This window comes from Paenibacillus piscarius, assembly GCF_022234545.1.
GTDB lineage: Bacteria > Bacillota > Bacilli > Paenibacillales > Paenibacillaceae > Paenibacillus_AQ > Paenibacillus_AQ piscarius.
Window position 1 is genome coordinate 1 of sequence record NZ_JAIEUI010000038.1, and the last position, 13303, is coordinate 13303.

Annotated in this window: 10 protein-coding genes and 2 tRNA genes; all 12 read left to right on the plus strand. The window is 53.4% G+C overall.

Annotated elements, in window-relative coordinates:
• Nucleotides 1-477 precede the first annotated feature (477 nt).
• Nucleotides 478-1059 (plus strand): bifunctional pyr operon transcriptional regulator/uracil phosphoribosyltransferase PyrR, encoded by a 582-nt coding sequence (pyrR, locus tag K1558_RS31895; RefSeq protein WP_238656024.1) that lies wholly within the window; start codon nucleotides 478-480, stop codon nucleotides 1057-1059.
• A 2-nt stretch (nucleotides 1060-1061) separates the two neighbouring features.
• Nucleotides 1062-1970: an aspartate carbamoyltransferase catalytic subunit gene (locus K1558_RS31900; RefSeq protein WP_238656026.1), complete on the plus strand. Its 909-nt coding sequence runs from the start codon at nucleotides 1062-1064 to the stop codon at nucleotides 1968-1970.
• A gap of 138 nt (nucleotides 1971-2108) precedes the next feature.
• Nucleotides 2109-3383 (plus strand): dihydroorotase, encoded by a 1275-nt coding sequence (locus tag K1558_RS31905; protein ID WP_420800493.1) that lies wholly within the window; start codon nucleotides 2109-2111, stop codon nucleotides 3381-3383.
• A 74-nt stretch (nucleotides 3384-3457) separates the two neighbouring features.
• Nucleotides 3458-4639, plus strand: coding sequence for a glutamine-hydrolyzing carbamoyl-phosphate synthase small subunit (gene carA / locus K1558_RS31910; protein ID WP_238656028.1), 1182 nt, complete (start codon nucleotides 3458-3460; stop codon nucleotides 4637-4639).
• Between the two features lie 2 nt (nucleotides 4640-4641).
• The gene (carB, locus tag K1558_RS31915) at nucleotides 4642-7863 is read left to right on the plus strand and encodes a carbamoyl-phosphate synthase large subunit (RefSeq protein WP_238656030.1); all 3222 of its coding nucleotides are present in this window, start codon (nucleotides 4642-4644) and stop codon (nucleotides 7861-7863) included.
• 127 nt (nucleotides 7864-7990) lie between these two features.
• A complete protein-coding gene (gene pyrF, locus K1558_RS31920; RefSeq protein ID WP_420800494.1) occupies nucleotides 7991-8776 on the plus strand; it encodes an orotidine-5'-phosphate decarboxylase in 786 nt (261 codons plus the stop codon).
• On the plus strand, nucleotides 8773-9414 hold the full coding sequence (gene pyrE / locus K1558_RS31925; protein ID WP_238656032.1) for an orotate phosphoribosyltransferase: 642 nt from the start codon (nucleotides 8773-8775) through the stop codon (nucleotides 9412-9414). Before pyrF ends, pyrE begins: the two co-directional genes overlap by 4 nt.
• Nucleotides 9415-9925: 511 nt before the next feature.
• Nucleotides 9926-10090, plus strand: coding sequence for a hypothetical protein (locus K1558_RS31930; RefSeq protein WP_019909365.1), 165 nt, complete (start codon nucleotides 9926-9928; stop codon nucleotides 10088-10090).
• 86 nt (nucleotides 10091-10176) lie between these two features.
• Nucleotides 10177-10250 (plus strand) — tRNA-Met (locus K1558_RS31935).
• Between the two features lie 46 nt (nucleotides 10251-10296).
• Nucleotides 10297-10370, plus strand: a tRNA-Ile gene (locus K1558_RS31940).
• 491 nt (nucleotides 10371-10861) lie between these two features.
• A complete protein-coding gene (locus K1558_RS31945) occupies nucleotides 10862-11392 on the plus strand; it encodes a hypothetical protein (RefSeq protein WP_238656034.1) in 531 nt (176 codons plus the stop codon).
• 509 nt (nucleotides 11393-11901) lie between these two features.
• Nucleotides 11902-13278 carry a CARDB domain-containing protein gene (locus K1558_RS31950; protein ID WP_238656036.1) on the plus strand — a complete coding sequence of 459 codons (1377 nt, stop codon included), beginning with the start codon at nucleotides 11902-11904 and terminating at the stop codon, nucleotides 13276-13278.
• Nucleotides 13279-13303 lie beyond the last annotated feature (25 nt).

A 13303-nucleotide genomic window follows, 5' to 3' on the forward strand; every position in this document is an offset into this window, starting at 1 on the left:
TTTATCATAAGGAGGTGCTCGTTAAATTTCAAAGCCCAAATTTAAGGGGATACAGGAATGCTTTGTCTCCGGATTTCCACCGCGAACAGCGGTCCAAATCATGAAATCTGGAGACAACAGCGACCGAAAGTCCAAAAGCACTGCAGCCGCCCTCACCTGAACTGTATTCTCTCCACCTCAGCCAAATCCCTCACCTGATTTCTCAATTCCATTTGACATCACCCCTTTCTTCTGTCATAATTCCCTATAGCTAAATAGCACCTTTAATTCAGTCCCGTGAGGCTGGCAAGGTAACGTGAATCGAGGTTCGCGAACAAGCAGGGCAGGAATCCGTATGCGTACGGAGCGCCTAGTTCTGCGCGCGGACACGCCATCTTTTTGAATCTGCGGATTTCACTCCTTGCCTGCTTCAGGCAAGGAGTTTTTGGTTTATCCGGGGAACTGGTTAGAGCAACCAAGCAGGGAGATGGCACGAGGATGGTTACTGAAAAAAATGTCATTATGGACGAAACGGCAATTCGCCGGGCACTGTCACGCATTGCACATGAGATTTTGGAGAAAAACAAAGGTATCGAGAATTGCCTGCTGGTCGGCATCCGCACCCGGGGCATCTACCTGGCTCAGCGGATCGCGGAGCGCATCAAGGAGATCGAAGGTGTGGACATCCCCTACGGAGAGCTGGACATCACCCACTACCGCGATGACCGCGAAGGCGGCGGAGACAACCGGGAGGCCATGGACAAGGCAGTGGTCAACAGCAACCTGATCCTGCCACCGGGCAGCAGCGGCATCCGCGACAAGAAAGTGATCCTGTTCGACGATGTGCTGTACACCGGCCGGACGATCCGCGCGGCGATGGATGCGCTGATGGATTGCGGACGCCCCCGGATGATCCAGCTCGCGGTACTCGCGGACCGGGGACACCGGGAGCTGCCGATCCGGCCGGATTACGTCGGCAAGAACGTACCTACCTCCAGGCATGAGCAGATTGAAGTGTCGCTGGCCGAATACGACGGCAAGGACGAAGTGTACATTATTTCAAACCGGGAGGAACGATAACAATGATGACGGCAACGAAAGTGAAGGAACGCAGTCTGCTGGGGATCAAGGAACTGGACGGGTCAGAGATTCACCAGCTGCTGGAGCGCACGGCGTACTGGGATCAGCAGAGCGAGAAGCTCACACCGGTGCTGAGGTCGCATTTTGTTGCCAACATGTTTTTTGAGAATAGTACGAGAACCCGGTTCTCCTTCGAGATGGCCGAGAAAAGGCTGGGCGTGCAGGTGCTCAACTTCACGGCAGCGGCTTCCAGTGTAGAAAAAGGTGAATCGATCTACGACACGGTCCGCACCCTGGAGTCGATGGGCATCGATGCCGGAGTGGTGCGGCTGAAGCCATCCGGCGTCCTGCAGCAGCTTGCTGAGAAGGTAGGCATTCCGCTGATCAACGCCGGAGACGGCAACAACGAGCATCCAACCCAGGCGCTGCTGGATCTGTATACGATGCGCCAGCATTTTGGCGAACTGAAGGGCCTGAAGGTGTCGATTATCGGGGATATCCTGCACAGCCGGGTCGCGCGGTCCAATCTGTGGGCGTTAACGAAGCTGGGGGCAAGCGTGCAGTTCTGTGCACCGGCCAACATGCAGGCTCCTGAGCTTGCAGCCTTCGCGCCATATGTATCTATGGAAGAAGCGCTTAAGGCGGATGTGGTCATGATGCTGAGAGTGCAGCTGGAGCGCCATGCTTCGGGGATTATTTTGTCGGCAGAGGAATACCGCAGGGACTACGGACTGACCGAAGAACGGGCAGCCAGGCTGAACCCGGCCTCGATCATCATGCACCCGGCTCCGGTGAACCGCAATGTAGAGATTGACGATGCGGTGGTGGAGAGCAGCCAGTCCCGGATTTTCCCGCAGATGGCGAACGGGGTGCCGGTACGGATGGCGGTCATGGAACGGGCGCTGCAATAGGGCCTGATAAGCCGGACAGAGGCAGCAAAAAAACCTGACATCATTCCATTAATAAATATACACAAAGGTGAATTTTTATTATATAATAACTTCAGAGCTTGCGGCTGCGGCCGGAAGACACAAAGGAGAATTCTAACCGTGATCATCAAAAACGCCAGTGTACTGAACCAGGAAGGCGCGCTGGAGCGCAAACATATCGTCGTGCAGGACGGCGTGATCTCGAAGATTGTGGATGCCGCCGAGGCAGTTACAGAAGCCGGAGAGGTCGTAGAAGCGGAAGGCAAGCTGCTGATTCCCGGGCTGATCGATATGCATGTGCATCTGCGCGAGCCGGGCTTCGAGCACAAGGAGACGATTGAGACGGGCGCACGCTCGGCGGCCAAGGGCGGTTTCACCACGATTGCCTGTATGCCGAACACCCGGCCGGTGACCGACAGCGTTGAGATTGTCGAGCTGGTGAAGAACAAGGCGCGTGAAGCGGGACTTGTGAAGGTACTGCCGTACGCGGCGATTACCAAGAATGAGCTGGGACGCGAGCTGACTGATTTTGCGGCGCTGAAGGCGGCCGGAGCGATCGGCTTCACCGACGACGGTGTAGGCGTGCAGAGCGCCCAGATGATGAAGGATGCCATGAAGCTGGCAGCCGGACTCGATATGCCGGTGATTGCGCACTGTGAGGATAACTCGCTGGTGGAGGGAGCGCCGGTAGCGGAGGGGACTTTTGCCGACAGACATGGCCTGAAGGGAATTCCGAATGAATCGGAAGCCATTCACGTGGGCCGTGATATTCTGCTGTCTGAAGCGACAGGGGTTCACTACCATGTATGCCATGTGAGCACCGAGCAATCGGTACGGCTGATCCGTCAGGCGAAGCAGATCGGGATTAAGGTTACCGCTGAGGTATGCCCGCACCATCTGCTGCTCTCGGAGGAGGACATTCCGGGCCTGGATGCCAATTGGAAAATGAACCCGCCGCTGCGCTCCCGCCGCGATGTGGAAGCCTGCATCGAAGGGCTGCTGGACGGCACGCTGGATATCATCGTCACCGATCATGCCCCGCACAGCGAGGAAGAGAAGGCCAAGGGAATGCAGCTTGCCCCGTTCGGCATCGTCGGCTTCGAGACAGCGTTCCCGCTGCTGTATACCGCTTTTGTCGCTACAGGGAAGTGGGACCTAGCCCTGCTGGTGCAGCGGATGACCGCTGACCCGGCGAGAGTGTTCAGGCTGGAGACCGGGCGGCTTGCTGAAGGTGCGCCTGCCGATCTGACGCTGATTGATCTGAACGAAGAGAAGGAAGTGGACCCTGCTGCGTTTGCAAGTAAGGGACGGAATACACCTTTTACCGGATGGAAGCTTAAGGGCTGGCCGGTGAAGACCTGGGTGGACGGCAAGGCCGTATGGAGTGAAGCCTAACAGGCAGTACATGCAGCAGGCTGCATGGCTGTGACATAAGAATCAGACTACAGAACAAGAAGGAGTGGAAGGTCATGCAGGCGAGATTGCTGCTTCAGGACGGTACGCTGTTTACCGGCACCGCATTTGGCGCGGAGGGTGAAAAGACAGGCGAGGTTGTATTTAACACAGGGATTACAGGCTACCAGGAGGTACTGTCGGACCCTTCGTACTGCGGCCAGATCGTCACAATGACGTATCCGCTGATCGGGAACTACGGGATTACCCGCGATGATTTTGAATCGGTGCGCCCGTTCGTGCACGGCTTCGTAGTCCGCCGTCATGAGGCGGTTCCAAGTAACTGGAGAGCGGAGTACAGCGTGGACGACCTGCTGAAGGAATACGGCATTCCCGGCATCAGCGAGATCGATACCCGGATGCTGACCCGCATCATCCGCCACTACGGCACGATGAAGGCCATCCTGACCACTTCTAACAAACGTGTGGAAGAATTAATGGAGATGATGGGCGACACGACGATTGAACAGCTGCGCAACCAGGTAGCCCGCACCTCTACAACGGCAGCCTACAGCAGCCCGGGCACCAAAGAACGGATCGTGCTGGTCGATTACGGTGCAAAGACCGGTATTCTGCGCGAGCTGAACAACCGCGGCTGTGATGTCGTCGTTGTACCTCATGATGTGACGGCAGATGAGATCCGCCGCCTGAACCCGGACGGCATTCAGCTGTCGAACGGCCCCGGGGACCCGAAGGATGTGCCGTATGCGGTACAGACCATCTCCGAGCTGCTGGGTGAATACCCGATCTTCGGCATCTGCCTGGGCCACCAGCTGTTCGCGCTGGCCTGCGGTGCAGACACCGAGAAGCTCAAGTTCGGCCACCGCGGCGGGAACCATCCGGTGAAGGAGCTGGAGAGCGGACGCTGCTTCATCACCTCCCAGAACCATGGCTACACTGTGAATGAAGAATCGATTGCCAGCACGGAGCTGGAAGTTACCCATATCAACAACAACGACAAGACCGTTGAAGGTCTGAAGCATACCCGCTATCCCGCTTTCTCGGTGCAGTACCATCCGGAAGCGGCACCGGGCCCGCATGACAGCAGCTATCTGTTCGACCGGTTCCTGCAGCTGATTGCCGAGCACAAGGCGAATCAGCCGGCCGGGTCGCGCCAGGCGCAGCTTGCGGCCAATGCCAGAATCACGGCACCGAAACCGTCTGAACCCCAGCTTGAAGCCGTGAAAGGAGCTCTATAACAATGCCTAAGAACGAGAAACTCAAAAAAATCCTGGTAATCGGCTCCGGCCCGATTGTCATCGGCCAAGCAGCTGAATTCGACTACGCAGGCACACAGGCCTGCCAGGCGCTGAAAGAAGAAGGCGTGGAGGTCGTGCTGATCAACAGCAACCCGGCCACGATTATGACGGATACGAATATGGCTGACAAAGTATATATTGAACCGATTACCCTCGAATTCGTCACCGGTATCATCCGCCAGGAGCGTCCCGATGGGCTGTTGCCGACACTGGGCGGCCAGACGGGTCTGAACATGGCGGTGGAGCTGGCCCGCGCCGGAGTGCTGAAGCAGGAGAACGTTAAGCTGCTGGGCACCCAGCTCGAATCGATCGAGAAGGCGGAGGACCGCGATCTGTTCCGCGAGCTGATGCGTGAGCTGGACCAGCCGGTACCGGAGAGTGCGATTATTACCAGTGTCGAAGAAGCCTTGGGCTTCGCTTCGGGCATCGGCTATCCGCTGATCGTGCGTCCGGCTTACACGCTGGGCGGAACCGGAGGCGGGATCTGCGACAACGAAGAGGAGCTGCGCGAGACGGTCAAGGCAGGGATCCGCTACAGCCCGATCGGCCAATGTCTGGTGGAGAAGAGCATCGCCGGCATGAAGGAAGTTGAATACGAGGTTATGCGTGACGCGAACGACAACTGTATCGTAGTCTGTAACATGGAGAACTTTGATCCGGTCGGCGTACATACGGGCGACAGTATCGTCGTAGCGCCGAGCCAGACGTTGTCTGACCGTGAATATCAGATGCTGCGCAGTGCTTCTCTGAAGATTATCCGTGCGCTGAACATCGAAGGCGGCTGTAACGTACAGTTCGCCCTCGACCCGCACAGCTATCAGTACTATGTTATAGAAGTGAATCCGCGTGTCAGCCGCTCCTCGGCACTGGCGTCGAAGGCGACCGGTTATCCGATTGCCAAAATGGCTGCGAAGATCGCCCTCGGCTACACGCTGGATGAGATCGTCAACCCGGTCACCGGGCAGACCTATGCCTGCTTCGAGCCTACGCTCGACTATATCGTCAGCAAAATCCCGCGCTGGCCGTTCGACAAGTTCACCTCGGCGAACCGCAAGCTGGGAACCCAGATGAAGGCGACCGGGGAAGTGATGGCGATTGGCCGTACGTTTGAAGAGTCGATCCATAAGGCTATCCGTTCCCTGGAGATCGGGGTACACCGTTTCCGTCTGCCGGGAGCAGAACTGCTTGAGGATAGTGTACTGCGTACCAGACTGGCTAAGGCCGATGATGAACGTCTGTTCCTGATTGCCGAAGCATTCCGCCGCGGCTACGAATTGCAGGAGATTCAGGATATTACCAAGGTCGATTGGTGGTTCCTCTCCAAGATCGAAGGGCTGGTCAAATTCGAGGATGTGCTGCGGGCCGAAGAGACGCTGTCGGCGGATACGCTGTATCAGGCCAAGCGCAAGGGCTTCACTGACCGGGCGATTGCCGAGATTCGCGCTGAAGGACGTCCAGGCGGAGCATTTACCAAGGAATCTGAAGTGCGTGTAATGCGTCTGCAGCAGGGGCTGGTGCCCGTGTTCAAAATGGTCGACACCTGCGCCGCAGAATTCGAAGCCTCCACGCCATACTATTACTCGACCTATGAGACGGAGAATGAAGTCATTCATTCCGACAAGCAGAAGGTCATTGTACTCGGCTCCGGCCCGATCCGTATCGGCCAGGGGATTGAATTCGACTACTCCACCGTCCACGCGGTATGGGCGATTCAGAAGGCTGGCTATGAAGCGGTCATTATCAATAACAATCCGGAGACCGTATCGACGGATTTCAATACCTCGGACCGGTTGTATTTTGAGCCGCTGTTCTTCGAGGATGTCATGAACGTTATTGCTCAAGAGAACCCAATCGGCGTTATCGTCCAGTTCGGCGGACAGACAGCCATTAACCTGGCGGCACCGCTGGCTGCTGCGGGTGTGAATATCCTCGGCACCAGTCTGGAGAGCATCGATGAGGCCGAGAACCGCAAGAAATTCGAAGCACTATTGGCCCGTCTGGATATTGCACAGCCTAAGGGCAAGACGGTGGTCAATATTGACGAAGCTGTTGCAACTGCACAATCACTGGGATATCCGGTGCTGGTTCGTCCTTCGTATGTCCTGGGCGGCCGTGCAATGGAGATTGTCTACAATGATACTGAGCTGCTGAGCTACATGGTGGAAGCAGTCAAAGTAAATCCGGAGCATCCGGTGCTGATCGACCGTTACATGCTGGGCAAGGAAGTTGAAGTCGACGCCATCTGTGACGGCGAGACCGTGGTCATTCCGGGGATTATGGAGCATGTGGAACGTGCAGGGGTTCACTCCGGCGACTCCATCGCAGTCTATCCGCCGCAGGCGCTGGATGAAGGCCTGAAGCAGAAGATTGCCGAGATTACGATCAAGATTGCCAAGGAGCTGAAGACGGTCGGGCTGGTGAACATCCAGTTCGTCATCTATCAGAACGAAGTGTATGTCATTGAAGTGAACCCGCGCTCCTCGCGTACCGTTCCATTCCTGAGTAAGGTAACCGGCATTCCAATGGCGAATCTGGCGACCAAAATCATTCTCGGCGGCAAGCTGAAGGAAGACGGTTATACCGAAGGGCTGTGGCCGGAGAGCGAATATGTATCGGTCAAAGTGCCGGTGTTCTCTTTTGCCAAGCTGCGCAGAGTAGAGCCGACCCTTGGGCCGGAAATGAAATCGACCGGTGAGGTTATGGGCCGCGACAAGCTGTACGCCAAGGCGCTCTACAAAGGCCTGATTGGTGCAGGGATGAAGATTCCGGCGACCGGAGCGATTATCGTTACCGTAGCGGACAAAGACAAGGCTGAAGCGGTTGAGCTGATGAAGGGCTTCCATGCGATGGGCTACAAAATCATTGCCACCGGCGGTACCGCCGCAGCACTGGAGCAGGCCGGACTGAACGTCATGAACGTCAATAAGCTGGATGAAGGTGAGCCGACCATTCTGGATCTGATTCGCGGCGGCCAGGCGAACTTCGTCTTCAACACACTCACCAAGGGTAAAACGCCTGAGCGTGACGGCTTCCGCATCCGCCGTGAAGCGGTAGAGAACGGCGTCGTATGTATGACCTCGCTCGATACGGTAACGGCGCTGCTGAGAATGCTGCAGACGATTAACTTCTCGTCGCAGTCAATGCCTGCTTTTGTCGGACAATAAGATATAGGGTAAGGCAGCCTGGAACGGCTGCTACTGGGACGGTTTGCGTTAGCGCAGACCGTTCACCTATGCCCGGGACCTTGCAGCCCGGGGCGTGGATACCATAACGAAGAAAGAAGGTTGGCGAATGGAGCGGATAGCAGCAGAGCAGCAGCACGGGCACGAGAATGTCGGACAGATAGAGAAGTGGAATGAAATGGCCGGACGCCTGATGGTCGCGCTGGATTATCCGGATGCGGCCCAGGCGAGAGTGCTGATGGAGCAGCTTGAAGGTATTCCCTGTTACATGAAGGTCGGAATGCAGCTGTTCTACGCGACCGGGCCGGACTTCATCCGGGAGCTGAAGGAGCGCGGCTACTCGGTGTTCCTGGATGTCAAAATGCACGATATCCCGAACACCGTCCGGGGAGGCGCAGAGAGCCTGACAGCGCTTGGCGTGGACATGTTCAACGTACATGCCGCCGGGGGAACTGCTATGATGGCCGCTGCACTGGAAGGAGCGGCCAAGGTGGTTAGCCTGAAGCCCTCGCTGCACATGCCGCTGATTATCGCCGTCACCCAGCTGACCAGCACCAGCCAGAAAGTGATGAACAGCGAGATCGGCATCAGCGGAACGGTGACGGATACGGTCGTGCGTTATGCGAAGCTTGCGGCACAGGCCGGACTGCACGGCGTGGTTGCCTCGCCGCAGGAGTCAGCGGTCATTGCCGAGGCCTGCGGACCGGACTTCCGCACGGTCACCCCGGGCATCCGGCCCGCTGGCGCATCCCTTGACGACCAGTCCCGGGTCATGACACCCGGACAAGCCATTCAGCAGGGCAGCCACTACCTCGTAGTCGGCCGCCCGATTACAGCAGCGGCAGACCCGCGCGCTGCGGCATTAACTATTATTGAGGAGATGAGCCAAGCATGAGCGAATTCCAGAATCGAAGTGAGCAGGTAGCCAGCCATCTGCTGGAGATCGGAGCGGTAGCCCTGCGCCCGCAGGAGCCGTTCACCTGGACCTCCGGCATCAAGTCGCCGATTTACTGCGACAACCGTCTGACCTTGTCTTTCCCGGCCGTACGCAACTACATAGCGGATGCCTTCGCAGAGCTGATCAGAGCTAGCTATCCGGACGCTGAAGTCATTGCCGGGACTGCGACTGCCGGTATCCCGCACGCCGCCTGGGTGGCCGATAAGCTCGGTCTGCCGATGGCATACATCCGCGACAAGGCCAAGGGCCACGGCAAGCAGAACCAGATCGAAGGCCTGATCGCCCCGGGCCAGAAGGTTATCGTCATCGAGGATCTGATCTCCACCGGCGGCAGCTCGATCAAGGCTGCACAGGCCGTGCAGGAAGCAGGCGGCCTCCCGCTGGCTGTCCTGGCCATCTTCAGCTACGAGCTGGACCGCGCCGTAGATGCTTTCGCTGCAGCCGAACTCCCGTTACAGAGCCTGTCCAACTACAGCACGCTTATTAATGTAGCGCTGGCCCAAGGCAAAATCGCCGAGAGCGATGTAGCGCTGCTGCAATCCTGGCGCCAGAACCCTGCGGCCTTCGGCTTGTAGGGTAGCAGAAGCAGAGAAGAAGCCCAGTTCCCCATTGGTGTGGGGGATAGGGCTTCTCTTGTTTCCATGGCTTTGGCTTTCGGCTTTTGGCGTGCTGCAAGATCCTTTCTATTGGAAAGCAAGTGGATTTACAGCAACTATTGAAAGCATCCTCAAGCTTGTGAAGAGTGTAGCTGGAAAAAAGGCACTTGTTGCTGCACGGAACAGATGATAATGAAGAAATCGCCAGAATTAGATAACGTAAATCCACTTACTTCCTTGAAACCAACAAATTCCGGTTAAGCAAGTGTGCAAAATCCAACTGTTTCCGGTTCAACTCCTCACCACACTTCGCTCCACTCCAGAACGATTTCCCATTATCCTCAGCAGCGTCTGTAGTCCAGAGATTGAAGCAGCAGGTACATGAATTGCCATCCTTTCCCCAGGGCATTCCACAAATTTTATTGCAAAACTGGGCATGATAAGTAGCACCGGGGCATACATTATCTGAGATGAAGGAGAAGAAGGCATCATGAATTGGATCTATTTCGCCAAGCTGTTCAGAACTCGGTTTCAAGCAGGCTGTCTCGCCAAAAGGCTGGAGCAGGACGGCTGGATCTACGGGTATCACGACCCGCGTTTTGTGGAAATTTACCGTTCACGCAAAGGCCGGTATGGAGTACGTTTTCTGCCTTAGCCCATAAAAACCAAAATCCTCCTTGACTTTATCCCTGTCTATATTGTATATTATCTATTGTCGCTGTTTGAATATTTGTGAACTGACGCGGGGTGGAGCAGCCCGGTAGCTCGTCGGGCTCATAACCCGAAGGCCGCAGGTTCAAATCCTGCCCCCGCAATTACCTTTCCACCGGACAGCACTTGTATATACGGATATCCTAGTCCGGGCCCTTAGCTCAGTTGGTTAGAGCGGTCGGCTCATAACCGATTGGTCACAGGTTCGAGTCCTGTAGGGCCCACTTCACTTAAACCCTTACCCTGTAAGGGTTTTTTGCTGTATGTAGGCTGATAAATTGAGGATTATAAATAATCCAGTAACCTCGTAAAAAGGCAGATGGTCACATTTTGGTCACGGCGCTATTTCATTACCGGAATTCTTGCTCAATTTCATTTTGGAATCTTACTATTACAGGCCTCTCTCCAGGGAAAATATATAGTGTTTCATGGGTGTCTTTAAATAGTAACAGTGTTGTTGGCGGGACGTATGTTTCTGTCTATGGGTACGCTTATCAGTAATTGAAATTTTTATTGTATAAAGTCAAGCGCTTCTGAACCTCTCTCATGAGGATTTAGAAGCGCTTTTTGCATTTACATTAGCAAACTCTGTTTGCAAGTCATGAGTTATGTACTGGAAATTTATTTTTGTGGGCTTGATCTAATAAATGTCGGGAATAAATTAATTAATCTGGACACAATACCTCATAACAAATTGAATAAAAGAGGTATAAAAATGTTGAAAATCTTGTGTTTAAATGTTGGTCTTCTAATTGCTGCAACTTTGGGAACGACAGTACAAGACATTTCTGTTATAAAGGAACTAGGAGATAAATTGAGCTTTAGTATTTATGCTCCCTCTCATGTAGAATCAGCTACAAGTTATGAAATCAAAGAACCTTCTAATATTAATCAAACGGATATTCCTGCCGTGTTGATTAATTACTTCAATGATAAGGGTTCATATGTATTCGGTGTCAGAGAAATGAAGAACGGTTCAGATATAAATCATGAAAACACTGTGTTTGATGTAAAAAATAATACCCGTAAATCAGAAGTAGTTAAGAAGAAGTTCTCGTTTGTACCGCGTGGAGAGCTTGTCTCAATTAATGGGAATAAAGCATGGTACGAAGGGTATATCGGGAAAAATGCTACGGGCGGAACGCTCAAATGGCTAGATTCTGGTACTTACATTGAATTAGACACAACAGAACTTTCAAGGTCTTCACTGATAAATATTGCAAAATCAATGAAAAAAATTGAATGAGTAAATCAATGTCGAAATGAATAATTTTATTTTGCGAGCTGCCTTTGGCAGCTTTTTTTGTCCATTATGAGTATAACTTTGAGGAAAGGAAAACCATACTTTTTCAGTACAATCTTCACACGTTTCACTTGCCTCCCTGAGCTATGATCATACAGTAGACATATTCCTTAGAGGAGGTAGGACATCATTGCATATTTTACTTGTTGGCGTAAAGCCCAAAATTAGTGATCCCCATTTTAAATTTCATGTATGGAGTACATTTGAGGAAGTCAAAGAGAGCGCCTTGATCTTAATGCCGGAATACATCCTAATCCACGAGAATGAGGCCTGCAACCTCTTACCGTTAGCGGAGGAGATCCCCGTAAAGTTTGTCGTGATTATTGAGAATTCCAGCCTATCAACGACAGCAATACGAAGTTGGACGGCGTTAGGTGCCTCGGATGTAAGTCCCGATTCAAATCATTCGCCAGAGGAAGCGCAATCCTCCAGTATTTACGCGGGGGATGCCAATGAATGCTGCAGTCAAGATTGGCGGTGTACTTACCGCAGAGTTTTCGCTGGCTTCGATGAACCAATCTCTTCCTGCGACCATAGTGAATGGACAGGAGTTCAACTACATGCTCGGTAAAATCGAAATTGGTGATAATCCGGGGAAGTACTACATCAAAGTCGATGCTACGATTAACAATCCGGTGCACCAGGATCGGGCGCTAGAGTCACCGGCAGCGGCGTACAACAACAATAAGCTACATGGAGAATGGATGATTGAACGTGTAGCTCCGAAGGCGGATCTCATTGCGGTATCGATCACAGCATCTCCAAGTTCCATCACCAAGGGAGGTCATTCAAGCATCACCGGCAAGGTGAAGAACGACAGCGAAGTTGAGCAGAATGATGTGCTCATTCGCTTATACGATAACGCCAGCAAAATCTATGAGACGCGAAAATCTTTTGCTGCGGGTCAGACGCTAACCGTGGGTCCTTTTAATTGGACAGGCACCTCGACAGGGGTTCACAATCTTACGCTCTCCGTTGATCCCGAGAAAGAAAAGGTAGATCAGAATAGGAGCAATAATATAGTCACGACAGGCTGTAGTGTCGTCTCAGGAGCTTCAGGAAGTGGGAGCGAATGTAATCAGCCGGAGGCTGCTGGTGAATGGTCTGTGTCCTATCCAGTGATCATTGGTTATCCTACGAAGTATTACACTTCAAGCTACACAACGGCGGATGGTAAGACTCACTATTTCACTGAGTACTACACCGACTACGGTGACCCTAACTGGAGCAATACGCCTATCACGTACCAGGAGCATCTGAAGATCTCTGCAGAAGTGAACACCAAGCAAGGCATAGCAACGGATCTTAATCGCCCCAAAGAGACGGATAGGGAGAGTCGTGGTTCCTGGGAGATTATCCCCTACGCCAAGAAAAGTGGAAAGGATGCCAATACAATTACCAGAGCCGGCTACGGCATTGAGCTAAAAGTGAATACAACGTACAACACTAATTGGGAGACAAGGACACCGACAGGTCTGGAAGGAACAGCTTATCCGTTAGGAGGGACTTACTACGGTCCTGATGCGGTGTACGCTACCTTCTATGACTCGAACTGGAAGTACGAGCGCCAAGTTAAGCTGGAGAAGACCAGCGGGGACCGCAATAACGCTACCTGGGAGTTACCTTTAACGAAGATCACCTCTGACTCCGGAAAAGTTTATCAAAGCAGAAAATACATGACCTCCGTAAATGCTACTGATGGCTATTACCGGATTAAGATTTCAACTGATCCTGCAGGAATGAATAGCTTGGTGACTTGTAGTACGAAGCAAGTAGAAATCTACGGCAGCATGTATGATGATGTGCAGAATGTAAGACGGACCAAATAAATAGCAAATAGCTAACCCCAGCGTT

What these genes read in the sequence shown, in the direction of transcription:
- pyrR (WP_238656024.1), top strand. Translation starts at nt 478, where the DNA reads ATGGTTACTGAAAAAAATGTCATTATGGACGAAACGGCAATTCGCCGG.
- K1558_RS31900 (WP_238656026.1), top strand. Translation starts at nt 1,062, where the DNA reads ATGATGACGGCAACGAAAGTGAAGGAACGCAGTCTGCTGGGGATCAAG.
- carA (WP_238656028.1), top strand. Translation starts at nt 3,458, where the DNA reads ATGCAGGCGAGATTGCTGCTTCAGGACGGTACGCTGTTTACCGGCACC.
- carB (WP_238656030.1), top strand. Translation starts at nt 4,642, where the DNA reads ATGCCTAAGAACGAGAAACTCAAAAAAATCCTGGTAATCGGCTCCGGC.
- pyrF (WP_420800494.1), top strand. Translation starts at nt 7,991, where the DNA reads ATGGAGCGGATAGCAGCAGAGCAGCAGCACGGGCACGAGAATGTCGGA.
- pyrE (WP_238656032.1), top strand. Translation starts at nt 8,773, where the DNA reads ATGAGCGAATTCCAGAATCGAAGTGAGCAGGTAGCCAGCCATCTGCTG.
- K1558_RS31930 (WP_019909365.1), top strand. Translation starts at nt 9,926, where the DNA reads ATGAATTGGATCTATTTCGCCAAGCTGTTCAGAACTCGGTTTCAAGCA.
- K1558_RS31945 (WP_238656034.1), top strand. Translation starts at nt 10,862, where the DNA reads ATGTTGAAAATCTTGTGTTTAAATGTTGGTCTTCTAATTGCTGCAACT.
- K1558_RS31950 (WP_238656036.1), top strand. Translation starts at nt 11,902, where the DNA reads ATGAATGCTGCAGTCAAGATTGGCGGTGTACTTACCGCAGAGTTTTCG.